Raw genomic sequence first — 26,350 nt, 5'->3', positions numbered from 1 at the left:
ATTGATGAATGGGGAAGGCAAATGGTGCGCCACCAGCGTTATAAACTGGTTCTAGTGGGTTCGATTCCCACCCCGAAATTTTTTAAAGATTGATATAAAAATTTCGAGGGTGGGGTGTTTTTTCGTCATGCTACCCTCGTGTGAGGAGGAGTTAGTATGTTGAAAAAACGCGACTTACACGACAGCCACGTTCTATACGAGTTAATGGTGGATCCAGCTGTCTTCCCTTTTGTGCGTCAAAAGGCTTATTCTTATGAAGAATATTTATTTTTAACGAAACAAACAATTGAAGCCGAAGAGCGTGGAGAATTGATCTCACGCACAATTTTAGATGAATGGGGTAACCCCATCGGCACGATTACTTTATTTGATGTGCAAGAAAAAGCCGGATTCCTCGGGACATGGCTTGGCAAACCATATCATGGTAAAGGATATAATAAATTGGCAAAAGATTCATTTTTTAGCGAACTTTTCTATGAATTAGATATTGAAACGATCTTTATGCGTATTCGTAAAATAAATATCCGTTCTATTAAAGCTGCCGAAAAACTACAATATGTAAATCTAGCAAACGAAACAAGAAAAGCCGTTTATGATGAAATTAACGCGCATGAAGAAGTATATAACTTATATGAAATTCCAAAAGATCAATATACACTTGCAACAATGCGAGATACAGCCTTCCAAGAAGCACACCAATTAAAAGAAGCATAATCTAAAATTTCAGAAATGATAATTAATCAATACTAGTTTAACATATATGTATATCACCCCATGTCTTTGGAAACGATAGATAGTGACTTTAGGACACGAGGTGATTTGTAATGGATAAAAAGAAACGTGATAAAGCAAAAAACACATTATCTAGTACACAAGAAGTTCTCTATCAACGAGAATTCCGAAAAGCAGATCGTGCAGCGGGTTATCGCTCAAAAGGTATTTAAAGTGAAAATGAATAATTAGAAGATTTCCCCCTAATTATTCATTTTCATTACATAATTTTTTCTAAGTGATAGGATAGAATTGAAAAAGGTTCCTTATAAATAAGGAACCTTTTTCTGTGGACAACTTTATCCACAACACCTGTACAATTGTGCATAAATTCAAAAAACATTTTACAAATTCATTTATTTAAACGAATACCAAATGTAAGAATTGTGGATATTTTTCTAAAAATTGTGGACTATGTGGATATAGTTGTTAATATTCCGACTTTACTGTCTAATAAAAACGCAATCCTTTGTGGATAAGTTAATAATGCACGTTTATTTTTGTTAAAATAATAAAAAACCCTCTTTAAAAGTTTAAAAGAGGGGTTTCATATTAAGTAAAAGATTCGGCAAGAGCTGGTGATTTAATAGGTATATGATTCGGCTCTGCATGATTTTCTGCCAAAATTGTATCCACGATATGACCTGCCGGTTCAGGACGATAAATACTCTTCATGGCTTCTTTCATTTGGAGAAGCTTCATATCATCTTGTAATAACGCCTCTGTTTTTGCAAAAACCTCACTGTCATCACGGATTACAACTGCAGCCCCTTTTCTTTCAAAATACAACGCATTTTCATTTTCTTGTCCTGGGACAGGCTTATATAAAATGACAGGTACTTGTAATGCTGCTGCTTCGCTTAATGTAATACCACCTGGCTTCGTAATCATACAAGAAGTAACACGGAATAACTCATCAATATTTTCAACATAACCAAATACTTTTAAAGCATCAGAACTTTTCTCCTGTAGTCCCAATAAATCCTGCTTTAAAGCTTCGTTTTTCCCACAAACGACAACTACTTGTAAATTTGGTACTGACATAAATGACTGGCATAGTTCTTTTACACTCCCAAGCACACCATGAGCACCTGCTACAATTAGTAAAATCTTTTTATCCTTACATAACTGATATTTATTATATATAATTTCTGGATTTATCTTTAGCTCAAAACTACTACGAATCGGAATCCCTGTTTCAACAATTTGCTCTGAAGGCACACCAATATCAACCATCACTTTTTTCACATGATCAGTTGCTACAAAATAACGATCTACTTCTCGATGAATCCATATTTTATGCACGCAAAAATCCGTTAATACGTTATAAACAGGAATAGAAATACCTATTTGTTTTTTCAATTCTGGTACAGCGATGATTGGAAAGGTATTGATAACAATATCCGGTTTCTCCGCCTGTAAGAGCGACTTCAAACGTTTTCTCCCAAAATTCGCATACCAAGATGCTATTTTCTTATCATAAATTTTTTCTACACCGTAATAAAACAAACGATATAATTCTTTTCCTATCGTATAACTTTTTAAATACAAATATTTCGTAATATCGGTTATAACTGGATGTGATTCTCCAAACAAGTCGCACACGATTACATCTTTGATTCCTTTTTGGCGAAATGTTTGTTCTAATGTTTTTGCTACTTGCACATGACCGTTACCGTAATGTGCAGTTAATATTAAAACCTTGGGGTTTTTTATCAAACAAATCCACTCCTAGCTTTTTGTTTCTCCATATTGCATATACGACAATAGGAAAAACATTTTCCTTAAAAATTACATACTCGGATTCCAATACTCTCCTGTTAGCTATGTACCTGTCGTGGATATGCAAAGCATATAAGATTGACCCCTTAATCCTATCTGTGCTCATATCTTTACATTATACTTTCCTATAAGAGCTTTCGCAATAACTTACAAACGTTCTATATTCCATGATACTCATTCTTTTACTTCTTAATTCTTTTTACTATTTTGATTTCCCTTTACAATTATGTAAATTTCTCCGCTTATTCTTTACAAAAATATGGATATTCTATTTTCAGTATACTCCTTTCTAAATATATACTCTATATTTTCTTATGAAGAAACAAAAAGCCTAATCCAATATATGGATTAGACTGCTTTTAAAATATGTTTCGCATGTTCAACATTTTCTTCTGTCGGTGGATTCACATCCGCAAGTGGATACTTATGTCCAAGTGCCTCCCATTTATAGACACCTAGCTTATGATATGGCAACACTTCCACTTTCTTAACATTAGATAAGCTTTGAATAAAGCTTGATAATTTTTGCAGATCTTCTTCACCATCAGTAACGCCAGGAACCAATACATGTCTTACCCAAATTGGTTTCTTTCTGTCTGATAAATAACGAGCAAATTGTAAAATATGTTCATTGGGTTTCCCGGTTAATTTACGATGTTTCTTTGAATCAATATGCTTCAAATCCAATAAAACTAAATCTGTATAATCCATTAAAATATTTAGCTTGCTTTGGAATTCTGGTTCTTCAGAATAACAACCGCCAGAAGAATCGATTGTTGTATGAATACCAGCTTCTTTGCACTTTTTAAACAACTCAATTAAGAAGTCTAACTGTAGTAGTGGCTCTCCACCGCTAACCGTTATACCGCCTCCGGAAGCTTCAATAAATGGAAGGTAACATGTCACATCCTGCATCACTTCTTCAACTGTTATTTCTTTTCCCTTACCAATCTCCCACGTATCAGCATTATGACAATATTGACAACGTAATAAACACCCTTGTGTAAATATGACATAACGAATCCCTGGGCCATCAACAGTACCACAAGACTCTACAGAATGTATTCTTCCTTTTACCATGTTACTTCCTCCTTTATTGAAACAGCCCCCTCCACCATATATTAAAAGCAGAGGGGCACTTTTTTACTTACATGCTTTCATGCATTGTACGGTTAATTACATCAATTTGCTGTTCACGAGTTAATTTAATAAAGTTAACAGCGTAACCAGATACACGAATTGTTAATTGTGGATATTTTTCAGGATGCTCCATTGCGTCCATTAATGTTTCACGATTAAATACGTTAATATTTAAGTGATGTCCTTCTTTTATTGCGTATCCATCAAGCATAGATACTAAGTTACGTACTTGTACATCATCTTCTTTACCAAGCGCTTTTGGAATAATAGAGAATGTATTAGAAATACCATCTTGTGCATCTTCATATGGTAATTTAGCTACAGATAATAATGACGCTAATGCACCTTTTGTATCACGGCCATGCATTGGGTTTGCACCTGGTGCAAATGGTTCTCCAGTACGACGTCCATCTGGAGTGTTACCAGTTTTCTTACCGTATACAACGTTAGATGTGATTGTTAAGATTGACATTGTATGAACAGAATTGCGATATGTTTTATGTTTGCGAAGCTTATTCATAAATGTTTTCACAAGATTTACTGCAATTTCATCTACACGATCATCATTGTTACCGTATTTAGGGAAATCTCCCTCGATTTCGAAATCAACTGCAATACCATTTTCATCACGAATTGGTTTTACTTTTGCATATTTAATTGCACTTAAAGAGTCTGCTACTACAGATAGACCCGCGATACCTGTTGCCATCGTACGAAGAACGTTTGTATCATGAAGTGCCATTTCAATACGTTCATAGCTATATTTATCGTGCATGTAGTGGATAACATTTAATGTGTTTAAATATAGACCCGCTAACCATTCCATTGTCATATCAAACTTATGCATAACTTCTTCATAATCTAATACTTCAGAAGTAATTGGTGCGTACTCAGGACCAACTTGACCTTTTGATTTTTCATCTTTACCGCCGTTAATCGCATATAATAATGCTTTTGCTAAGTTTGCACGTGCTCCGAAGAACTGCATTTGTTTACCAATTCTCATTGCAGATACACAACAAGCAATACCGTAGTCATCACCATATTCTGGACGCATAATGTCATCATTTTCGTATTGAATTGCTGATGTTTTAATAGACATTTTCGCACAGTAGTTTTTAAAGTTTTGTGGTAATTGTTTAGACCAAAGAACTGTTAAGTTTGGTTCTGGTGCTGGCCCTAAATTATCTAATGTATGCAAGAAACGGAATGAGTTCTTTGTTACTAATGGACGACCGTCTAGTGCAATACCACCGATAGATTCAGTTACCCAAGTTGGATCTCCAGAGAATAGTTCATTATAATCAGGTGTTCTTGCAAATTTCACAAGACGTAATTTCATAATGAAATGGTCAACAATTTCTTGTGCTGCTTCTTCTGTTAAAGTACCATTTGCTAAATCTCTTTCAATATAAATATCTAAGAATGTAGAAGTACGTCCAAGGCTCATTGCTGCCCCGTTTTGTTCTTTAATTGCTGCAAGATAAGCGAAGTATAACCATTGGAATGCTTCTTGTGCATTTGTTGCTGGCTTAGAAATATCGAAGCCATGAGAAGCAGCCATTTGTTTTAATTCTTGAAGTGCACGCATTTGCTCAGATAATTCTTCGCGTAAACGCATTGTCTCTTCGCTCATTACACCACCAGTTAAATTAAAATCAGCTTTTTTCGCTTCAATTAAATGGTCTATACCATATAACGCTACGCGGCGATAATCACCGATAATACGTCCACGTCCATATGCATCTGGAAGACCAGTAATAACGCCTGATTTACGAGCTGCTTTCATTTCTGGTGTATAGGCATCAAATACACCTTGGTTATGAGTTTTGCGCCAGTCTCTGAAAATACTACTAAGTTCTTTGTCCATTTCATATCCATAAGCTTCACAAGCTTGTTCTGCCATACGAATACCACCATATGGTTGTAAAGAACGTTTAAATGGTTTATCAGTTTGGAAACCGACTACCTTTTCAATATCTTTATTTAAATATCCTGGTTCATGTGATGTAATAGAAGAAACAACTTTTGTATCCATATCAAGAACGCCACCGTTTTCACGTTCCTTTGTTGTTAAATCCATTACTTGATCCCAAAGTTTTTTCGTTGCTTCAGTTGCTCCCGCTAAGAAAGAGTCTTCTCCTTCGTAAACGTTTACATTATTTAAAATGAAATCGCGAACATCAATCTCTGCTTTCCACTTTTCACCTTTAAAGTTTTCCCACGCGTTTTTTACGTTTTCTAATACTTGAGTCATCCTAATCTCCTCCATTTTTGATTAGTACAGGACTAAGATTTTTTATATAACAGCTTACACACTTAGAATACTACTTTTTTTCGGAAGTGGACGAAATAGTTGTGACATGTTTGTGAAATGTTGAGCAAACTACTATATACATAGTGTAAACTTCATTTTAAATCCTTTGTAATTAGCCCTTTCTTTGATTGTATTTTTTTGTACCCTTATATACGAGTCCTATTTTGTAATATAAGAACGATACCCATTGTAGAGCTGTAATACTCTTATCTCCTAATCTGTTATAGTTTTTTATAGCAGACTGAAAAGAAGTGTACCTATTAGGTACACTTCTTTTCACAATAAGATAAAGTGAAGCTTTAATCAGTGTGGGCTTTTAAGTCCAGCACTCCTCCAGAACCGCTATATAACTCCTCTATTTCTATTTCCAAGCGCTTCTTTGAAAAAAAAGACTATCCAAAAAGGACAGTCTTTTACACTTCTATTTTTCGTAACATCGTGTAAATGTCATTATTCACTTTACCAAAGGATTTTATGTTATTTTGAATGTTAGATAATAAAACAACATACACACTTCCATTTTTACTAAATCCATTTAAACAATTCCAACCTGGCATTACACCGTGATTCGAATAACTTCCCGGATCTACATACCATCCAAATCCATAATCCTTTTTCACAGCTGTAAACATTTGATTGTAACTCTCTTTTGAAATTAATTTTCCAGAGAATAACGCTTCATTAAATAAATATAAATCATGCGCGCTTGTATATATATCACCGCAACCATATAGTTGTGACATGCTCGGAATATTAGGTGTTGTCATATTATTATTTACTATTTTATAACCAGTTGATGGGAATCTTGTTTGTTCTAACGCTTTACCAAAACCAGAATGCTTCATACCAGCAGTAGCAAAGATGTGCTGTTTAATATATTCTTCTAATGGTTGCCCACTTACTTTTTCAACAATGTAGGCAAGTATGGAGTAATTCGAATCTGAATACTTCCATTTCTCTCCTGGAGCCCCAATACGCTTCTGGTTTCCTATTCGCCTTATCAATTCCTCATGAGAAATATCATCTTTTCCCTGCTCATATTCAGGAATTCCTGATGTATGTGTTAATAAATGTTTTAGCTGAATAGCATTACCTTGAGGAAAATCCGGAATATACTTCGCTACCGTATCCTCTACTTGTAATTTATTTTGATCTTTCAATTGCATAATAGCAGTCGCTACAAACGCCTTCGAAATAGAGCCAATATAAAAAGTTGTTTCTGAATTATTCGGTACTTGCTTCTCTTTGTTCGCCATACCGTATCCTTTATTCAAAAGGACTTTCCCATTCTTCACAATAATGGCTGTCCCACTAAAACCTGTGCCCTGCAAATATTGATCCAATTGAGCGTTTTCATTAATTTCTTGAGGTGGTCCTTCTGCCTGCTTCTCAATTACTTGTGCTTGCTTTGCTAGTTCTTCCTGTTCTTTCAGTTCTTTTTGTTTTTGAGCCTCTTGCCTTTTCATTTCTTCTTGCTTTTTTATCTCTTCTTGTTTCTTCATTTCTGCTGCTGCTTTTAAAGTTTCCTCTTTTTTATGATGCGCAACAATTTTTGTATACATGAAATATACAAGTGAAAATAGTAGGGCTAGAATAATTGTTCTTTTTATGTATACAATCGACCGATTTGCTTTCCCATTAATAGTATTTTTTTCCTGATCCATGATTACCTTTTTCCCCTTATTTACCGATAATTTAATTCATCTACACAAGACTTTTTCCACATCATTTCTGTAGATTAAAGACACTCCATTCTATGTCATCCCTACTTTATCACGCACCGAACATATTACCAACCTATATGTACAAAAAAGAAAAAGAAAATTTACAAAAGTAAGATTCGCGTTATTTTTTTAACATAAAAAAAGAGGATATCCTCTAAAAGACCGTTATTATCAATCTTTCGGGATATCCTCTTATCTAATTATTTATACGTGCTTTTTCATATCGTCAGCAACAGACTCAACATTTGTACCTACGATAACTTGCACACTTGTGTTACTTAATTTCATAACACCTTTTGCACCTGCGCGTTTTAATGCTGGTTCATTTACTAAACCTGCATCTTTCACTTGTAGGCGTAGACGCGTTGCACAGTTATCAATAACTGTTAAATTGTCTTTTCCACCTAAAGCAGCTACATAAGTTTCACCAATTGAACCAGCAACTGGTGCATCACCATCTTCAACTAACTCATCGTCATCTTCACGACCAGGAGTTTTTAAGTCGAACTTCTTAATTAAGAAGTAGAATACTACGAAGTAAATTGCTGCGTAAATTAAACCGATTCCCGCTAGTAACACTGGTTTTGTTGCAATACCAAAGTTTAAGAAGTAATCAATTGCACCGGCACTAAATGTGAAACCATCGTGAATGCCAAGTGTTGTTGTAATGAATAAAGAAAGACCTGTTAATACTGCATGAATACCATATAATACTGGTGATAAGAACATGAATGAGAATTCGATTGGTTCTGTAATACCAGTTAAGAATGAAGTTAATGCTAGACCACCTAACATACCTGTAACCATTTTACGTTTTTCTGGTTTAGCAGCTGCAATCATTGCGAAACATGCTGCTGGTAAACCGAACATCATAACTGGGAAGAAACCAGTCATAAACATACCTGCTGTTTTATCCCCTGCAAGGAAACGAGCGATATCACCATTTACAACATTACCTGCTGCATTTGTAAAGTCACCAAACACGAACCAGAAGTATGTGTTCATTACGTGGTGTAAACCAATTGGAATTAATAGACGGTTTAATAGACCGAATAGACCTGAACCAATTGCACCTAAATTAACAATTCCATGCGCTAATGCATCGATTCCATTTTGAATCGCTGGCCAAATTTGTGCGAATAGAATTCCTAATATTAGCATCACAACCGATGTAACAATCGGAACGAAACGTTTTCCAGCAAAGAAACCTAACCATTCTGGAAGTTTAATTTTATGGAATTTATTATAAAGGAATCCTGCTATAACACCGACAATAATACCACCTAAAACTTTCATATCCACTTTAGTCGATAATTCGGCTGCCTTAGATACTTGTGTCATTGTATCTGCAAGCTTAGATGGATCTACATTTGCGCTATTACCTATTAAATCTTGAACTTTACCTAATTTATCTTGTAATTCTGCAGTAGAATATCCCTTACTAAGTGCATCAATACTGTTTTTCATAACCAAATAACCAATTGCACCTGCAAGACCTGCGGCACCACTACCATCAACTGAAAGACCGATTGCAATACCAATTGCAAAAATAAGTGCTAAATTATCAAAAACAGCTGCACCGGCCTGTGCCATAACAGGAATATCAAATACATCTGGTTGCCCTAAACGAAGCAATAATCCTGCTGCTGGTAGCACGGCGATTGGAAGCATTAACGCTTTACCAATACGTTGTAAAAACTGCAACATTTTAATTCCCCCTATCAAATTTGTGAAATCGTTATCATTATAATTACGCTTTAGAAAACGCTTTCTATTACATATCCATAATAACATATAGTTGTATAGATGTGTAGCTTTTATTTCCGAACTTTTTATGGATAAGTTTTCTATTTCCAAACTGTTATATAAAAGGGAAATTCTCCTTACTAACTACAAAATATACAGGCAAAAAAACTTATTATAGCACAGATAACTTTCGTTTTATCATTCCACTTTTTCATGTTATTATTTATTTTCGAGCATATCGGGAATAGTAAACTTAGTCAATTCGAAATAGGAGCGTTGGTACTATGCAGTGCATTGAAACAAACAACTTACAACAGTTGTTAGAACAAGTAAAACCATATACGAAAAAAGGAAAACTTGCTACTTATATCCCCGAACTAGGAAATGCAAATCCAGATGATTTAGGTATTGCCATTTTCCATAAAGAGACAGAATATATTCATGCTGGTAACTCACAAACATTATTTACTCTTCAAAGTATTTCCAAAGTAATTACACTTGCCCTTGCCCTTTTAGATTGTGGTGAAGAATATGTATTTTCTAAAGTCGGAATGGAACCAACTGGTGATCCATTTAATTCTATTATTAAACTAGAAACAACAAGCCCTTCCAAACCTCTTAATCCAATGATTAATGCAGGTGCATTAGCTATTACAAGTATGCTTGCTGGTAATAATAACGAAGAAAAGATGGAACGCATTCTTCGATTTGTACGTGATATAACAGATAATCCTACTATTAATTATTCTTCTAAAGTTGCCACTTCTGAATTAGAGACAGCTTACTTAAACCGTTCACTTTGTTACTATATGAAACAAAACGGTATTATTGATAGCGATATTGAAGAACTTATGGATTTATATACACGTCAATGTGCAATTGAGGTTAACTGTATCGATTTAGCACGTATTGGTTTAATTTTTGCAATGGACGGATATGATCCATATAAGAAGAAACAAATTATCCCAAAACATATTACAAAGATTTGTAAAACATTTATGGTTACTTGCGGAATGTATAACGAATCTGGTGAATTTGCAATACGTGTTGGAATCCCTGCGAAAAGTGGTGTAGCCGGTGGTATTTTCGGTTGCGTAAAAGGTGAAATGGGAATCGGGATCTTCGGACCAGCTTTAGATGCAAACGGAAATAGTATCGCTGGTTTTAAAATTCTTGAACTCCTTTCTGCTCAAGAAAGTTGGAGCATATTTTAATTCGGAAGTTATCCTGCTATACTAGCAGGATTTTTTATTTCATGAAAATTTCAGTTCCACTAGGCATTAATACGCTGCCCAAAAACATTAAGGAAATTTTCTCTTTATTATGCATATTTGCTCCCCCCTCCTGAATAATATAGTACAACCTAGCGCTATATGTGGAGGTGTAAAAGATGAAACTTATATTTCAAATGGCGAAACAACCTGTTCTTGAAAAAACAATTCTTCTTTTTATATTGAGTATTGTAGAAAGTTTGAAGCTAAAAGTTGTTTCACTCGATGAAGCACACCGATACATATTCAATTTAGAAGTGCTTGAACTATTAATGGATCGGAACATCGATGATCAAGTATTAGAACTTATTCATTTCGGAATGGGACTTGAAGATATTCACCATGTGCTGCCTGAAGAACTTGAGCATAGTATTGAAGAGCTAAAATGGCTTTGTATTCAAGTTTTAAGTGAATACAGCATGCACGAAGAATCTGAACAACTAATTGAAGATATACGCTAAAAAGCACCTATGTAGGTGCTTTTAATGTTTTTTCAAACTATTTTTATACGTTTCAATATTAACAGGTAGCTCTTCTTCTTCTAAAGTATGTTCATTTACATCTTTATGAATGAAAGCACCTTTAGGAGGCTTATGATCACCTTTTTTCTTATGATCAAATGATTTTCCACGTCCCATATAGATTCCCCTTTCATTAAAGCGTTCAATAATTAGTATGCAAAAACTACTGTCGATATATGCAGCCCTTTGATGTATTTCCAAGGAAATACTCGAATATTGCTTTTTACTTTTCTTATAATAGTTGATCTATTCCAATAAGAATTAATAACACCCCTGCAATAACTGTTGCCCATTTCCCTAAATATTCCGCTAAAAATCTTTTCCCAACATACGCAAACCCACTAATGCAAATGAAACTAAATATCCCAGAAATAATTGCTGTAAGCCAAAGATTTAAATTTGTTACCCCTGCATCAAATCCACCTGCAATATTATTAATTGACAATGCAACTCCTAATACAAGTGCCTCTGAAAAACTAATTGTTTTAGAACCATCAAAATCCGCTTTTTCTGGATTACGTAAAATCCCCATAAGTACACCATCATCTTTATTTTCTACTGTTTCTTTTTTACTGAAAAATGGCTGACATAAAATAAACACACCAATTATTCCTAGCACAGCTGCCCCGATAAGATTTGCCGTAAAATCTGAAATAAATAATGAAATCCAATTCCCAAAAAATCCAGCTAATAAAGTAAATAAAAATCCAAAAAATGCAATGACAAAGTTATTAAACCATGAAATCCGGATTTTACGAATACCGTAAGCAATTCCTACACCCGCATTATCTAAATTAGAAGCAATTCCGATTAATAAAATTGACAATAAACCTGCTGTACTCATTGCACAGTCACCTCTTTTCTCACTTTTCCATGCATATTATGAAAATGTTGAGCAACTGTGCCTGTCCGTTTCATATACTTGTAATAAACACTCAACATTTTTTCAATAATAAAATTCGAAAAAGGAGTGCCTATACTATGTCTAATGAAAATCCAAATGATCGACTTGGTACATTAATAAAAAAATTATTAAAAGAACGCGCCTTATCTATGAGACAATTAGGAACACTTACAAATATTGATCCTGCGACAATTTCAAGAATTATTAATGGAAAACAACAACCGAAACAGAAACACCTACAGAAATTTGCAGAATGCCTACAAGTTCCACCCCAATTGTTATTTGATGAAATGTATCCTGATTCTCCGCACATAAACAAAGAAAAAACAGATATGTACACATCTCTTGATACAATTCAACAAACATTACAGTCCTCTAACTTATTTGACTTCGATTACACAACGACTCGCGTAAAGCAAGAGCTTGAAAATTACGAACGCTACGCAAAAACAACCGAAGGTGAAAAACGTATTCATGAAAGTTTCGCAAGTAAACTAGAACAAATTGATAGCGCTGGCCCTTTCATTGAACAATTAACAGATATGTATCAACAGTTTTGCAAGGAAAACATCTCAGAAGAAGAACGGGCAATTCTTGGCGGCGCCTTACTATATTTCATTTTATCAACAGACATTATCCCCGATTATCTTTTTCCAATTGGCTACTTAGATGATGCGATTGCTGTTGAATTAGCTAAAGAAAAATTGACTAAAGTCCAACGAAAAACATAGGAAAGCATAAAGAACTATTTCAGATGTTGTGTACATTTACCTCTGGAATAGTTCAATCAAAAAATGTATTATTCTCTTATTTTTTCGTATGACACCATTCATATATGAAAGCAATAATTACTTTTGTAAACTCAACTAACTGCTCAACTTCAACTTTCTCATTTATAGAATGAGCTTCTTCTAATGTACCTGGTCCGTAAATAACAGCTGGAATGTTAAACTCACTAAACCATCCCCCATCAGTTACTGTAGCAGACATATCTAAAGTTGCGACTTTATTCAATATAGCTTCATGCGCAGAACTTAGCTTCTGAATGGCTGGATGATTACTATCTACTTCTAAAGAAGGAAAAATCTCACCTCGATCAGCAATCATTGATTCTCCGCCCCACTTAAATTGTGGTGGGTTCTCACTTAACCATGGATCCGCCGCTGCCACTTTTCCTATATACTCTTCTATTTCTTCAATTATTTGTTCATGCGTTTCATTTGGATAAAAATGAACTGTAATCCATAATCGACACTCATCCGCAATAAATGCTGCATGACGCCCACCTTCAATAACCGCTGGGTTAATTGTCGTCGTTCCTGATGGATATCCTTCATATGTTTTCATTACCGCCCAATGACGTTCTAGCTCCTGTAAACTTTGGATGATTTTCATCATTTTTTCAATTGCACTCGCGCCAAACAAACGACCACCAGCATGGATCATTTGTCTACGTGTTGCATCATGAAACGTTTGCGGACTTTTCACAGTAATCCATCCAGTAATTACGCCGCCCTGTCCTTGCATATGTAAATCGCTCGTATCCACTACGACTGCAAAATCAGCATCGTAACCTCTTTTGCAACATTGAAGTGTCCCTGCTTCTCCAACCTCTTCTCCAATTACTGATTGAAAGATCAAATCTCCTGGTAGTTCAATGCCAGCTTCTTGTAAAAGCTGAATAGCAAATAAAGCTCCAGCTAGTCCACCTTTCATATCTGCCGCACCTCGTCCAACTAACCAACCGTCTTTAATAAATGGATCAAAAGGATTTGTTTCCCACATCTCATCTGTCGATATTTCAGCTACATCCATATGCCCATTAATAATTAAACTTTTGTACGACTCACTTTCTACTCCTTTTTTGACTCCAACAACATTCGGATCATTCGGATATACATCCCATTTATCAATACTAAAATTTCGTTTTCTTAGAAACTCCGCAACAAATTCTTGCGCCTCATTTGTATTTCTCGCTGGTGGTGCTGGTGTCTCAAAACGTATTAATGCTTTTGTAAGTTCTATTAACTCTTCTTTTCTTAAATCTATCTGTTTTAGCAGCTGTGAAACTTCTTGATTCATCGCTAATTCCCCTTTGCATACATAGTATGTTTCCAGCTTTATTTTCACAAAAAAAGAGACTGTTTACAATTTTACAGTCTCTACATAATTCACCACTACAAACTTTCTAATTCTGTTGTATTCGTCTTTTCAATACGTTCTATTTTAACTTTCTTACTTCTTGTAGCACGGTAAAACAGTAAACAAACTATCATAAATGGAATGCCACAATATAATGCCATTCTTTGTTCTGGGATAAAAGCCATAGCAACTATTACTGTTAAATTTAATGTTAATGCAAGAAGTGGTACAAATGGATACAATGGTGTTTTAAATTTCAAGTCCTTAACATCTCCACCTTGCTTAATGTATGACCTTCTAGCTAATAAGTTAGATAGAGCAATAGATGCCCAAACTAATATCGCTCCGAACCCAGCAATAGAAAGAAGCCATAAATAAACTGTATCTTCCGCATAAATACCTGATAGTAATGAGAGACAACTTACAATTGTACTTACAATCAATGCATAAATAGGAACACCATTTTTAGATAACTTACTAAAAATCGGGCTAATCATTCCTTGATTAGACATAGACCATAGCATACGAGAAGTTGCATATAGCCCTGAATTCGCAACTGATAGTACCGCTGTAATAATAACAAAATTTATAATATCTGCCGCATAAGGAATACCAATTTTATCAAATACAACTACGAATGGACTTTCTATCACTCCCGCTTGCTGCCACGGAAATAATCCCGCAAGGATAAAAATAGATAGTACAAAGAAAACAAGTATGCGCCAAACTGTATTATTAATTGCCTTCGGGATAGTTTTCTCTGGATTTTCACTCTCTCCCGCTGCAATACCAACTAGCTCTGTTCCTTGGAAGGAGAAGTTAACCGCAATCATCGTAACTAAAATAGCTGTTAATCCATTTGGAAACAATCCACCATAATCAGTAAAACTAGAAAGCATCGGTGCTGGTTCATTTCCTTTCATATCTAAAAAACCAAACATCGCTGCCCCGCCCAAAATAATAAATGCTATAATTGTAATTACTTTAATGCTTGCAAACCAAAATTCCACTTCCGCAAAACTTCTTGAAGATAGTGCATTAATAGCAAAGAGCAGCACTGCAAACACTACGCACCAAATCCACGAAGGTACATCTGGAAACCAACGTTTCATTAAAATACTAACTGCAATTAATTCAATGGCTATCGTAGCAGACCAGTTTAACCAAGACATCCATCCCACTACAAAACCCGCTGCGGGAGAAATGTGTTTTGTAGCATACGTTTGATAAGATCCTGCATCGGGCATCGCAACTGCTAACTCCCCAAGACAAAGCATCGTTAAATACATAACAAATCCACCAACAAGATACGCTACAATTGCTCCTCCAGGCCCAGCTTCATGAATTGTATAACCGGATCCTAAAAATAGTCCGGTACCAATAACTCCTCCGAGTGCAATCATAAATATGTGCCGACTTTTTAATTCTTTTTTTAATCCTTGGTTTTGATCCATCATATAAATCCCCCCTTTTCACTTTGCAAACCCATTTAATGTAAGCGCTTTTAAAATCCTTCATAGGAAAAAAATATTTAAAAGAGCAAAAACACATATCACTTATATTAATCACTACCTGTTATTAAAAGGTCATCCCTGACTGTTATTAATAATTTTTGATCAGCGATAGCTTGTCCTTCTACTACTTCTAATGATTCGATATAACCACTGATTCCTACCTTAATTTCTACTTTCTGTTTATCTATTGTTTCAATTAACGCTAATTTCTCCCACTCGTATACGTAAGAACTTTCAGTAACAAATAACTTCTCTACTTTCCCGTAACAAGGACTATACACGCCTTCTATAACCGTCTTCACTTTATAAACTCCTCCTTCTTATTAATTGGCACTGGAACGTTGCATATCCTATAAAGATTCATATTCCCTCCTCTAGAGATTTCGACTATTATTTATGCAAAATACGTACCAACCTCCAATTCGTATATAAAATGAGAGTTTGGCTCAAAAAAATCTGCCTAACCGCAAAATTTTTCTATCGTTTGAAAAGTTTTAAGAGAAAAATAGCAAAAAATTTTTGCGATTTTATGAGAATTTTAATAAAATTATAAAAAGTCAGTCTTCATAGGGTGAAACGAGGAGAAGATGATACATGCATACAGAAGAAATTAATTTTAAACAAATTATTGAAATGAACATGCTATATGAAACTTTACTCAATGAACTCGATATCGGGATTCATATTATTAATGAGGAAAGTAAAACGATTATTTATAACCGCAAAATGATGGAAATTGAATCAATGGACCGCTCAGATGTGCTATATAAAAATCCTTTAGAAGTATTTGCATTTGAAGAAAATAAAAATAGTACTCTTATAGAGGCATTAAAATTCGGAAAAACAAACAAAAATATAAAACAAACATACTTTAACAATAAAGGACAAGAAATTACGACGATTAACAATACTTTCCCTATAATAGAAAATGGAAAAATTAAAGGCGCTATTGAAATCTCAAAAGAGATTAGTCACTTAAAACAAACAATGAAAACGAACCTTTCTCGAAAAAAAAATACTAAGTTTACCTTTAATCACATAATCGGTGATTCTAGAGCTATTCAATCGGTCATTGCAGAAGCAAAGAGAGTAATTCGTACTCCCTCATCCATACTTCTCGTAGGAGAAACAGGAACTGGCAAAGAGCTATTTGCACAAAGCATCCATAATGAAAGTCAACGTTCAACCAAACCGTTTATTTCACAAAACTGTGCAGCTATACCTGATACCCTAATGGAAAGCTTATTATTTGGTACGAACCGAGGTGCTTTTACAGGGGCAATAGATAAACCTGGTTTATTTGAAGAAGCAAATGGAGGAACTTTGTTATTAGATGAAATCAACTCATTAAGCCCAGCGCTTCAAGCTAAATTACTACGAGCTATACAAGAAAAAACAATACGAAGAATTGGGGGCACACAAGAAAAAGAAATTGATGTTCGCATTATAGCAACTATTAATGAAGACCCTCTTGAAGCTATTACACACAATCGATTAAGGGAAGACTTATATTACCGATTAAGTGTCGTTACTTTATGCCTTCCACCTTTACGGGAACGAAAAGAAGATATTTTAGCTCTTGTTCAGCACTTTATCGAAAAGTATAACATTCAATTTGGGCTCGGCGTAACGGATGTAGATGTAACTGTAAAAGAATTTTTTTATGCATACGATTGGCCCGGAAACGTACGAGAATTGGAACATATAATTGAAGGTTCAATGAACTTAATAGAAGATGAACATATCATTACAGCTTTTCATATACCAACTCGCTTTCGCGAACTAATAAAAAAAGAATTCAATATGCAAGCTTCCCTAACTAGTCACAATACTGATGCACCTAAAACTTTAAAGCACACAATAGAAGAAATGGAAAAGAACTACATCAATCAAATTCTTAAAGAGAATAATGGTAATATCTCACAAGCCGCAAAATTTTTAGGATTGAGTAGACAAAATTTACAATATCGAATTAAAAAACTGCATTTACACATATGAAATGAACCTTTCTCCAAGTGCAAACTAACATTTGGTAAAATATGTTATAATAAACATATAACATGCTAGAAAGAGGCGATATATATGAGTAATGATAAAAAGTTAAAGTTATTACAATACTTATACCTTCTTCCTGCCGTTCTATGTATGATGTTATTCATTAATACTGATATGAGCAGCTTTCCTTATGCAAAGCTATTAGGAACAATTAGCGGCTCGTTTGCAGCTATTATGCTTGCTGCTTTTTGGAATTTGAAGTTGCGTATGAAGAGAGAGAAATCTTCTTAATCTAAAAATGTTTTAAAATAAAAAATCGAGCCTGCTCACTCAGCTCGATTTTTTTGTTTAATATTAAAACTCAACCTTCTCCAAATACAACCCACTTGCCTCAGCAAGACAATTAATTTGATTACGTTGTTTCGCCTCTAAAATGTGTGGAATTGCTTCAGCATCTAATTGTCCTAATCCAACTTCAATTAATGCCCCAACAATTTTTCGTACCATATTATGAAGGAAGCCGTTACCACTTATTCTAATTTGTACAAATCCAGCCTCTTCCATCACATCAAGTGAATATACTTCTCGAACCATAGACTTTTTCTTTGATTTCGCATTTGAAAAAGCAGTAAAGTCATGTGAACCAACTAAATGTTTCGCAGCTTCTTTCATGCTTTTCACATTTAATTTCTTATTAACGTGCATGCTGTATTTACGCATAAATGGGTTCGTATGCTCTTCATTCCAAATTTTATAAAGATATGTTTTTGCTTTAGAATTGTAACGAGCATGGAAACGATCTGACACTTCTTCTACATTCGTAATACTAATATCGTTTGGTAAATATTGATTTAAATACTTTTTCACTTTATGTTCCACTAACTTCTCATCACTCTTAAAGTTAGCTACTTGATTCAAAGCATGTACACCAGCATCCGTTCTACTACAGCCGACAATCTCAATTTCTTTCCCGATCATTTCAGATATTACACTTTCGATTTTCCCTTGAATCGTATTATCGTTATTACCAAGACGTTGCCACCCTTTATACCGCGCACCGTCATACTGAATCGTTAATTTATAATTGTTCATCGTATTCTCCTTGCCTTTAATAGGCCCAAAAATATAATCCCTCATATAGCTTTGCCATATGAGGGAACTATAACATATTGTTACTTCATCAACATTTTTAATTCTTCTATTTCAACGTTAATCTAACCACATTCTCCACATGAGCTGTATGCGGGAACATATCAACAGGTTGTACATATTCCACTTCATAGCTCTTCATTAATACATTCACATCACGTGCTAACGATGACGGATTACAAGATACGTAAACAACTTGTTTCGGTCTTACTTTTAAAATCGTTTCAAGTAATTTATCATCGCAACCTGTACGCGGTGGATCAACAACAATCACATCTGGGCGCCAGCCTTCTTTCACCCATTTCGGTAACCATTGTTCCGCTTTACCAGCTTCATACTTTGTATTTGTGAATCCGTGGCGTTTTGCATTTTTCTTTGCATCTTCAATTGCTTCTGGAATTACATCCATACCACGTACTTCCGCTGCATCATTCGCAAGCCAAAGGCCGATTGTACCAACACCACAATATGCATCCACAATCTTCTCGCTTCCAGTTAAAGCGGCTGCTTTTTTTGCTTCATCGTATAAAACAACTGTTTGTTCTGGATTTAGTTGGAAGAAAGCACGAGCTGATAGTTCAAATGATAAATCGCCAAGTGTTTCTTGAATTACTTCTTTCCCTGCTAATTTAAATGTTTTATCACCGAAAATAACAGATGTTTTACGCCAGTTTACGTTTTGCATAATTGATTTAACAGTTGGCATCTGTTTTTGTACTTCTGCGATAAATTGCTCTTTATTCGGTAATTCTTCTTTTGTTGTAACAAGTGTGACTTGTACTTCCCCTGTTTGAACTGCAGTACGTGTCACAATTGTACGTACTAAACCTTTTTGCTTCTTCTCATTGTAAATAGAGACATTTAATTTTTCTAATATACGTCTTACAACCTTTGTCGCTTCATTCGTTGCTTTATGTTGAATCATACAATGAGAAATATCAATTAACTGATGTGAGTTTTGTTTATATAATCCTGTAATAACCTTTTCATCTTTACGTCCCACTTGTAATTGACTCTTATTACGATAATGCCATGGATTTTCCATACCAAGTGTCGGACGAATTTTCTCTTCCATACTATTCTTCATGTACTTCTCGAATGCTTGTACAACGATATCACGCTTTTGATTTAATTGTTCTTTATAATCTAAATGTTGTAGCTGACAGCCACCACACTCCTCATATACTGAACATGGTGCTTTCACACGATGTGGTGATGATTTACGAACTTTTTTCACTTTCGCTTCAGCGAAGCCACGCTGAATTTTCGTTGCTTCAGCAACAACTTCTTCTCCTGGTAATGCCCCTGGAATGAAAACAACTTGTCTCTTAAAATAACCAACGCCTTCTCCGTTAATCCCAAGACGTTTAATTGTCACAGGAAACGTTTGACCAACTTCCAACTTACTCTCTTGTTGCTTTTGTATCATTATTACACCTCTACTCTATACTTTTCCATAAATATAACGCTGCATAACTGCAATATGGTTCACACTCTTGTTTCACTTTTTCTAAAAATGCATCATCAGGCTTATTCTCTAATTGGAATACACCTTGAAGTGCACGCTGAATCCCTATGTCTGCTTTCGGAAACATATTTTTCCGTCCAAGCCCAAACATTAAAAAGTTTTGTACTGTCCATGCTCCAATACCCCTTATTGGTAACAATTGTGCCGATACTTCTTCTTCTGTTTCGTTTTCTATCCTTGCTAAATCTAATTTACCGTCGACAATATGCTTTGCTAATCCTACCATATATTCAGCTTTTCGCTGACTAAACTTCTGCTCTCTCAATTCCTCTATTGGAATATTCGCTACTCTTTCTGGTGTTGGGAAAAATAAAACGCCGTTTTTTTCTGTCCCATATCGTTTTACAAATTGCTCTGTTAGCACAGTAGCAAATTTCAAATTTATTTGTTGATGAATAATACAACGAAGAAGACAAGCGAAATAATCAAATTCTAAAATAATTGGAGTATAAGCATATGTTTCAAATAGTGGACGTAATGATGTGTTTAAAAAATGATTTTGTATATTTTGAAACGGGTCATTCCAGTGAAAAATGGACCTCATTCGTCTCATTACTTTCTCTTGATCTCCTGTCTGACTAGAGAGCCAAAACTGTGGATTTTGAACAGTACCAATCCCCTGCAACCGAACAACAATCTGTTCTTCGTCTATAGAAAGCGGGATATAAATTACTTTCTCGTCTAACTGAATGACGTTTAACGGGTCGAAAGATAAACGCTTTAGCACTTCTTCAAAGTGGTACGGATATTCTAACGTAACATGTTCGCTCCACATACGTTTCCCCATCCTTTTTACACATCATTATAGCATGAGAAAACCGCAAGCATACATGCTTACGGTTGATTGCTTTTTACTAAATCATCTAGGCTTTTAAAATGATACCCTTTCTCGCGCAAATCATCAATGATTTTCGCTAGTGCCTCTGCATTATCTTTCGATATCGCATGAAGTAACAAAACAGACCCTGGATGAATCATAGTCATTACATTATTATGAGCATATTGCCATCCTCTTTGCTGATCTACTTTCCAATCAAGAAATGCAAGCGACCAAAACACGTTATAATATCCCATTTCTTTCGTAAGAACTAGCGTTCTTTCACTAAACACGCCTCGCGGAGGACGTACATATTTCACTTCTTTTTGTCCTGTTACTTTTTTTATTTCTTCCGTTACACTAGTCAATTCTTCACGAAGTTTTGCATCATTTACAGCTGTAAAATCAGGATGACTCCAAGAATGATTACCAATAATATGTCCTTCATTTTTCATTCTTAATAGTAAATCTTTTTGTGTTTTTATATAATGTCCCGTCACAAAGAAAGTTGCTGGTACTTTTTTCTCCTTTAGTACATCTAAAATCTTTCCTGTATATCCATTTTCATACCCATTATCAAACGTTAAATATATGTCTTTTTTCTTTGTATCCCCTAAGTAAAAACCGCCATTTTTTTGTAGTAATTCTGTATATAATTTCCCTGCATCTGGCACCGTTTCATTTTTAGGGCGTGGGATTCCCCAGTTATGTGGTGTATTCGTATAAGCAAATGCTGAAACTGGAACAAGTGCCATCATAATTGAAAAAATGAGACCTATATATAACCATTTATATTTCATAAATAGTCTCCTTTCCATATATAATCGTACCTGTAGTTTCTGTTATTGCTCTTTCTTTCATGCTGAACATGTTTTTCTATATATACCAAAAAATGCACCTCGAATAATTCGAGATGCATTTCTACTTACTTGAATACAGGTTCTTTAAAGCTCGCTAATTTTTCAAGTGATGTTTTATCAACATCAGCATGTAGACTGTTACCGTGAGAATCCATCGTTACAACTGCTTTAAAACCATCGATACGTAAATGCCACATTGCCTCTGGGATACCGAATTGTAAGAAATCAACATCTTTCACTTCTTTAATACATTCAGCATAATATTGTGCCGCACCACCAATTGCATTTAAGTACACACCACCGTGTTCTTCTAATGCCGCTAATGTTTTCGCACCCATACCGCCTTTACCAATTACAGCACGGATACCGAACTTTTTCATAATATCACCTTGATATGGCTCTTCACGAATACTTGTCGTTGGACCTGCCGCTTTAATTTTCCAATTGTCGTTTTCATCTTTCACTACAACTGGACCACAGTGATAAATAATTTGTCCATTTAAATCTACTGGGCAATCATTATCCATTAAGTGTTTATGAATTGCGTCACGTCCTGTATACATCATACCGTTAATTGTAACAACATCCCCAACACGAAGTTCACGAATTTGCTCTTCTGTAATTGGAGCTTGTAATACGATTTCACGTTGCTCTGTTTGTTCTTGCGCAGCGTCTTGCTGAAGTGTATCTTCACCTTCTTGGTATAACCAATCCATAATTTCACCTGTCTCAGGATGAATTGTTACGCCAAGACGACGATATGCCCAACAATTATACGCAACAGATACGTAGAAACTAGCTGGCAAACGATTATACACTCCGATTTTACAACCTAGTAAAGTTGTTTCTCCGCCAAATCCCATCGTACCAATACCAAGCTTATTCGCATTCTCTAATACGTACTCTTCAAGCTTTTGTAATTCTGGAACTGGATTTACATCATCTAATGTACGGAATAGTTGATTTTTTGCTAATTCGTAACCTGATGTGCGGTCTCCCCCGATACCGACGCCGATTACCCCTGCGCTACACCCTTGGCCTTGCGCTTGATATACCGCATGAAGAAGGCATTTACGAATTCCTTCTAAATCACGTCCAGCTCGTCCAAGTCCTTCTATTTCGCAAGGCAAGCTATATTGAATATTTTTATTCTCACAGCCGCCACCTTTTAAAATTAAACGCGCATCAATGTAATCTTTTTCCCATTGTTCAAACTTAATAACAGGTGTACCTGGTCCTAAATTGTTTCCACTATTGTCTCCAAAAAGAGAATCAACAGAGTTCGGACGAAGTTTACCATCTTTTGTTGCCCGCTCAAGCGCACTATAGATAGCTTCCTTCAGCTTTAATTGATTCACACCAACCGGTGTATAAATTTTAAACGTTGGCATCCCTGTATCTTGGCAAATTGGCGAGATATTATCATCTGCCATTTTGATGTTATTTGTAATTGTGCCAAGTGCCATTGCAGAGCGAGTTCCTGCATTTTCTCGTTCTTTCGCCTGTTGAATTGCGCGACGAACATCTTTCGGTAAGTTCGTTGACGTTTCAACAATTAGTTGATACATGCTTTCTTGAAGCTTTTCCATTGTTACTTCCCCCTCAATTGTGAACGCTACCAAAACGTTATGAAATGAAAATTCCATTGTTATACTCTTCAGCTTTTTATTTATTTCACGCCATTAAAGGTTTAATGAAATTTTTCACAACTTGATTATACCTTTTTTTCTATATTCCTTCTATTTAATCAAACAAGTTCCTTACAAAAAAACGGCTGCCAACTTCACATTGGCAACCGTTTCAATATATTATTCGTCTTTTTTAAATTGCTCACATTTCAATTCTAGTTCATCTAACATTGCAAGAAGACGATCTACATCTTCTAATTCTACCTCTTCGGGTTCAATCGTATCAATTACTTCAATGAACATATTTAAACGTTCTTTCAAATATACTAATTGTGAATCTTTATCTTGAATTGCTTTTCCCATGAAGGCACTCTCCTTTTAATTCGAGTTGCTTTTATTATACCGCAAAAATGATTGCTATGGGCATGAAATTTCATCAATTTTGTCACAGTAATTTATTATAATGTAAGCCTTCTCTCTTTTTTCACAAAAAAGTTTCACTTTATAAAAAGCACATATTCTTCTATTATAGAGAATGGACAAATTGTTATTTCAATAGTCAAAGGAGTATTTCATATGACGATATCACAAATAATGAAGCCGATTACTCCTTCTTACGATCCATGGGAAGCGTATATGGACCTTGAAGAGTACGGCAAACTACTATTAACAAACGTTGAGTTTACAACGACGACGTTATGCAATATGCGTTGCGAGCATTGCGCTGTTGGTTACACATTACAGCCGAAAGATCCAAATCCGCTTCCGATGGAGCTTTTATTAAAACGATTAGATGAGATTCCTTATTTGCGTTCTTTAAGTATTACAGGCGGAGAACCTATGCTTTCAAAAAAATCCGTCGACAACTATGTAACACCACTCTTAAAATATGCCCATGAACGCGGCGTTCGCACTCAAATCAACTCAAACTTAACTATAGATTTAGCACGTTACGAACAAATTATTCCCTACTTAGATGTATTGCATATTTCACATAACTGGGGAACAATTGATGACTTCGTTGAAGGCGGATTTGCAATGATGGAGCGTAAACCTACTTATGAACAACGCGCAAAATTATTCGAAAGAATGATTACAAATAGTAAAGCTCTATCAGATGCAGGTGTACTCGTATCAGCCGAAACTATGCTGAACAAACGAACCCTACCACACATTGAACATATTCATCGTCAAATCGTTGAAGAAATGGGCTGTAAGCGTCATGAAGTGCATCCAATGTATCCGAGTGACTTCGCTAGCACACTTGAAATTTTAACAAAAGACGAAATTCGAAATGCGATTGAACATTTACTGGAAATTCGTGATGAAAATGTCTGGATGTTATTCGGTACATTACCTTTCTATGCATGCAGTGATGATGAACGCGATTTAGTTACACTAAAGAAATTACATGAGAGTAAAAATGTAACTGTCCGTAACGATCCAGATGGCCGTTCCCGTTTAAACGTAAATATTTTCGACGGAAATATTATCGTGACCGATTTCGGTGACGTTCCTCTTCTAGGTAATGTGCAAACAAATACACTACAAGAAGCTTATGACAAATGGTGTGACTCAAAAACAGCAAAATCATTAAGTTGTCATTGTCCTGCTGTGAAATGTCTTGGACCAAATGTTCTTGTAAAAAATAGCTACTATCCGAAAGAAGATTTCTTATCAAAAACATCAAACATTATGTTATAAATAAAAAACGTCAGCCTGTGCGCTGACGTTTTTTATTTCATTGTGAATGCGATGAAGAAACAAATTTAAAAAATAAATGATCATGAATTGGAATAGCTGCTCCAATCCCTTGAGATGTAATATTTTTCACGACAAGCCTTTTTTGATTTCCTTTTAACACGAGGTATACTTCCCCAAATGTCACTTTTCCTTTTTCATTTACTGCCGGTGTATACGCATATAAATATCCAAGTTGACTTGGACTAATATTATACACGCGCTCATGCCCAGTACCATAACCAATAGTTGTTTTAAATGAAAGTGGCAATTGCACTTTTTCAAGCGCTTTTAAAAGCATCATTTTTTTCACATCTGAGGCATCTTTCATATCCGCTGTTAAATCGCCTTCGATTGTCTTTTGAGTTTCTTGCTTGTAGCGAAGTGGATATAATCGATCCCCTCCGCGATTATCGTATATATTTCGATTTACTTGCTTATATTCCCAATTAATTGATGTATCTATTGATTCATAATTTAATGCCCATTGCCCCAAATAAATTTTCGCACGGTACCCTACTGCAAGTGGTGCATTCGAAATCGTCGTTTCATTAAACATACGAATTAAATCTGGGTTTTCAATTCTGATATTTGCTGTTTTCAATAGTTCTTGAGCAAACTTACTTGGCTGTAAACGCGGCAAATCTTGTGCGTCATTTGGAAATGTATTGTCTTTTGAAATATTTAAAACAGATGAAGGCATTTTTACTTCTACTGTCGTCTTTGCAAAACTACTGTTAGGAAATAATAAAATAAACGAGACCATAGTTGAAAGACATATGCTGTACACTCGTTTCACCT

The 26,350-nt window shown here is 35.2% G+C and carries 25 protein-coding genes and 1 pseudogene; 8 read left to right on the top strand and 18 right to left on the bottom strand.

Annotation, left to right across the window (positions count from 1 at the left end):
• Window positions 1-156: 156 nt before the first annotated feature.
• Window positions 157-714, top strand: a complete 558-nt coding sequence (locus tag MR109_RS23745) for a GNAT family N-acetyltransferase (protein WP_048375670.1) — start codon at window positions 157-159, stop codon at window positions 712-714.
• Between the two features lie 110 nt (window positions 715-824).
• Window positions 825-944, top strand: coding sequence for a YfhE family protein (locus tag MR109_RS23740; protein WP_002174739.1), 120 nt, complete (start codon window positions 825-827; stop codon window positions 942-944).
• A gap of 379 nt (window positions 945-1,323) precedes the next feature.
• On the opposite strand, the gene MR109_RS23735 is transcribed toward MR109_RS23740, so the two are convergent.
• From MR109_RS23735 to nagE, 6 genes and pseudogenes are all read right to left on the bottom strand, one after another.
• Window positions 1,324-2,490 carry a diglucosyl diacylglycerol synthase gene (locus tag MR109_RS23735; protein ID WP_048375668.1) on the bottom strand — a complete coding sequence of 389 codons (1,167 nt, stop codon included), beginning with the start codon at window positions 2,488-2,490 and terminating at the stop codon, window positions 1,324-1,326.
• A gap of 411 nt (window positions 2,491-2,901) precedes the next feature.
• The gene (gene pflA, locus MR109_RS23730) at window positions 2,902-3,633 is read right to left on the bottom strand and encodes a pyruvate formate-lyase-activating protein (protein WP_002174737.1); all 732 of its coding nucleotides are present in this window, start codon (window positions 3,631-3,633) and stop codon (window positions 2,902-2,904) included.
• 67 nt (window positions 3,634-3,700) lie between these two features.
• On the bottom strand, window positions 3,701-5,950 hold the full coding sequence (pflB, locus tag MR109_RS23725; protein WP_242274101.1) for a formate C-acetyltransferase: 2,250 nt from the start codon (window positions 5,948-5,950) through the stop codon (window positions 3,701-3,703).
• A gap of 152 nt (window positions 5,951-6,102) precedes the next feature.
• A pseudogene (locus tag MR109_RS30450) lies at window positions 6,103-6,317 on the bottom strand (hypothetical protein).
• 106 nt (window positions 6,318-6,423) lie between these two features.
• Window positions 6,424-7,674 carry a serine hydrolase domain-containing protein gene (locus MR109_RS23720; RefSeq protein ID WP_242274100.1) on the bottom strand — a complete coding sequence of 417 codons (1,251 nt, stop codon included), beginning with the start codon at window positions 7,672-7,674 and terminating at the stop codon, window positions 6,424-6,426.
• A 264-nt stretch (window positions 7,675-7,938) separates the two neighbouring features.
• Entirely contained in the window at window positions 7,939-9,441 is a 1,503-nt protein-coding gene (gene nagE / locus MR109_RS23715) for an N-acetylglucosamine-specific PTS transporter subunit IIBC (RefSeq protein ID WP_242274098.1), read from the bottom strand.
• A 323-nt stretch (window positions 9,442-9,764) separates the two neighbouring features.
• On the opposite strand from nagE, the gene glsA reads away from it, so the two are divergent.
• Both glsA and MR109_RS23705 read left to right on the top strand, forming a co-directional pair.
• Window positions 9,765-10,694 carry a glutaminase A gene (glsA, locus tag MR109_RS23710; RefSeq protein ID WP_002174733.1) on the top strand — a complete coding sequence of 310 codons (930 nt, stop codon included), beginning with the start codon at window positions 9,765-9,767 and terminating at the stop codon, window positions 10,692-10,694.
• 176 nt (window positions 10,695-10,870) lie between these two features.
• Window positions 10,871-11,212, top strand: a complete 342-nt coding sequence (locus tag MR109_RS23705; protein WP_002174732.1) for a DUF3969 family protein — start codon at window positions 10,871-10,873, stop codon at window positions 11,210-11,212.
• 21 nt (window positions 11,213-11,233) lie between these two features.
• Here MR109_RS23705 and MR109_RS23700 read toward each other — a convergent pair whose 3' ends face one another.
• Both MR109_RS23700 and ytaF read right to left on the bottom strand, forming a co-directional pair.
• Window positions 11,234-11,389 carry a hypothetical protein gene (locus MR109_RS23700; protein WP_000532412.1) on the bottom strand — a complete coding sequence of 52 codons (156 nt, stop codon included), beginning with the start codon at window positions 11,387-11,389 and terminating at the stop codon, window positions 11,234-11,236.
• 115 nt (window positions 11,390-11,504) lie between these two features.
• A complete protein-coding gene (ytaF, locus tag MR109_RS23695) occupies window positions 11,505-12,116 on the bottom strand; it encodes a sporulation membrane protein YtaF (protein ID WP_071718695.1) in 612 nt (203 codons plus the stop codon).
• Window positions 12,117-12,253: 137 nt separating this feature from the next.
• Here ytaF and MR109_RS23690 point away from each other — a divergent pair, with 137 nt between their 5' ends.
• Entirely contained in the window at window positions 12,254-12,907 is a 654-nt protein-coding gene (locus MR109_RS23690; RefSeq protein ID WP_048375657.1) for a helix-turn-helix domain-containing protein, read from the top strand.
• A gap of 76 nt (window positions 12,908-12,983) precedes the next feature.
• Here MR109_RS23690 and MR109_RS23685 read toward each other — a convergent pair whose 3' ends face one another.
• The 3 genes from MR109_RS23685 to MR109_RS23675 form a co-directional block, all read right to left on the bottom strand.
• Window positions 12,984-14,258 carry an acetylornithine deacetylase gene (locus MR109_RS23685; RefSeq protein WP_242274097.1) on the bottom strand — a complete coding sequence of 425 codons (1,275 nt, stop codon included), beginning with the start codon at window positions 14,256-14,258 and terminating at the stop codon, window positions 12,984-12,986.
• Between the two features lie 95 nt (window positions 14,259-14,353).
• Window positions 14,354-15,775 (bottom strand): amino acid permease, encoded by a 1,422-nt coding sequence (locus MR109_RS23680; RefSeq protein ID WP_025148700.1) that lies wholly within the window; start codon window positions 15,773-15,775, stop codon window positions 14,354-14,356.
• 104 nt (window positions 15,776-15,879) lie between these two features.
• Window positions 15,880-16,134, bottom strand: coding sequence for a biotin/lipoyl attachment domain-containing protein (locus tag MR109_RS23675; protein ID WP_000859494.1), 255 nt, complete (start codon window positions 16,132-16,134; stop codon window positions 15,880-15,882).
• Between the two features lie 292 nt (window positions 16,135-16,426).
• Here MR109_RS23675 and MR109_RS23670 point away from each other — a divergent pair, with 292 nt between their 5' ends.
• Together MR109_RS23670 and MR109_RS23665 are read left to right on the top strand one after the other, a co-directional pair.
• The gene (locus tag MR109_RS23670; RefSeq protein ID WP_048375653.1) at window positions 16,427-17,830 is read left to right on the top strand and encodes a sigma-54 interaction domain-containing protein; all 1,404 of its coding nucleotides are present in this window, start codon (window positions 16,427-16,429) and stop codon (window positions 17,828-17,830) included.
• A gap of 84 nt (window positions 17,831-17,914) precedes the next feature.
• On the top strand, window positions 17,915-18,118 hold the full coding sequence (locus tag MR109_RS23665) for a hypothetical protein (RefSeq protein WP_002174726.1): 204 nt from the start codon (window positions 17,915-17,917) through the stop codon (window positions 18,116-18,118).
• Between the two features lie 63 nt (window positions 18,119-18,181).
• Here MR109_RS23665 and truA read toward each other — a convergent pair whose 3' ends face one another.
• The 6 genes from truA to MR109_RS23635 form a co-directional block, all read right to left on the bottom strand.
• Window positions 18,182-18,919, bottom strand: coding sequence for a tRNA pseudouridine(38-40) synthase TruA (truA, locus tag MR109_RS23660; protein ID WP_071718692.1), 738 nt, complete (start codon window positions 18,917-18,919; stop codon window positions 18,182-18,184).
• A gap of 106 nt (window positions 18,920-19,025) precedes the next feature.
• The gene (gene rlmD, locus MR109_RS23655) at window positions 19,026-20,405 is read right to left on the bottom strand and encodes a 23S rRNA (uracil(1939)-C(5))-methyltransferase RlmD (RefSeq protein ID WP_071718691.1); all 1,380 of its coding nucleotides are present in this window, start codon (window positions 20,403-20,405) and stop codon (window positions 19,026-19,028) included.
• 10 nt (window positions 20,406-20,415) lie between these two features.
• Entirely contained in the window at window positions 20,416-21,279 is an 864-nt protein-coding gene (locus MR109_RS23650) for a DNA-3-methyladenine glycosylase family protein (protein ID WP_048375646.1), read from the bottom strand.
• A 59-nt stretch (window positions 21,280-21,338) separates the two neighbouring features.
• Window positions 21,339-22,121, bottom strand: a complete 783-nt coding sequence (gene pdaA, locus MR109_RS23645) for a delta-lactam-biosynthetic de-N-acetylase (RefSeq protein WP_242274095.1) — start codon at window positions 22,119-22,121, stop codon at window positions 21,339-21,341.
• A 125-nt stretch (window positions 22,122-22,246) separates the two neighbouring features.
• A complete protein-coding gene (gene fumA, locus MR109_RS23640) occupies window positions 22,247-23,770 on the bottom strand; it encodes a class I fumarate hydratase (protein ID WP_082148039.1) in 1,524 nt (507 codons plus the stop codon).
• Window positions 23,771-23,989: 219 nt separating this feature from the next.
• A complete protein-coding gene (locus tag MR109_RS23635) occupies window positions 23,990-24,172 on the bottom strand; it encodes an SE1561 family protein (RefSeq protein WP_002174720.1) in 183 nt (60 codons plus the stop codon).
• Window positions 24,173-24,385: 213 nt separating this feature from the next.
• Here MR109_RS23635 and yfkAB point away from each other — a divergent pair, with 213 nt between their 5' ends.
• On the top strand, window positions 24,386-25,513 hold the full coding sequence (gene yfkAB, locus MR109_RS23630; RefSeq protein ID WP_002174719.1) for a radical SAM/CxCxxxxC motif protein YfkAB: 1,128 nt from the start codon (window positions 24,386-24,388) through the stop codon (window positions 25,511-25,513).
• 37 nt (window positions 25,514-25,550) lie between these two features.
• Here the strand turns inward: yfkAB and MR109_RS23625 are convergent, their stop codons facing one another.
• On the bottom strand, window positions 25,551-26,348 hold the full coding sequence (locus tag MR109_RS23625) for a YfkD famly protein (RefSeq protein WP_025148707.1): 798 nt from the start codon (window positions 26,346-26,348) through the stop codon (window positions 25,551-25,553).
• Between the last annotated feature and the right edge of the window lie 2 nt (window positions 26,349-26,350).

This window comes from Bacillus cereus group sp. BfR-BA-01310, from assembly GCF_022664325.1.
Taxonomy (GTDB): Bacteria; Bacillota; Bacilli; order Bacillales; family Bacillaceae_G; genus Bacillus_A; species Bacillus_A paramycoides.
Note: the sequence above shows the minus strand (reverse complement) of the source record. Positions and strands in the feature narration are given on the sequence as shown.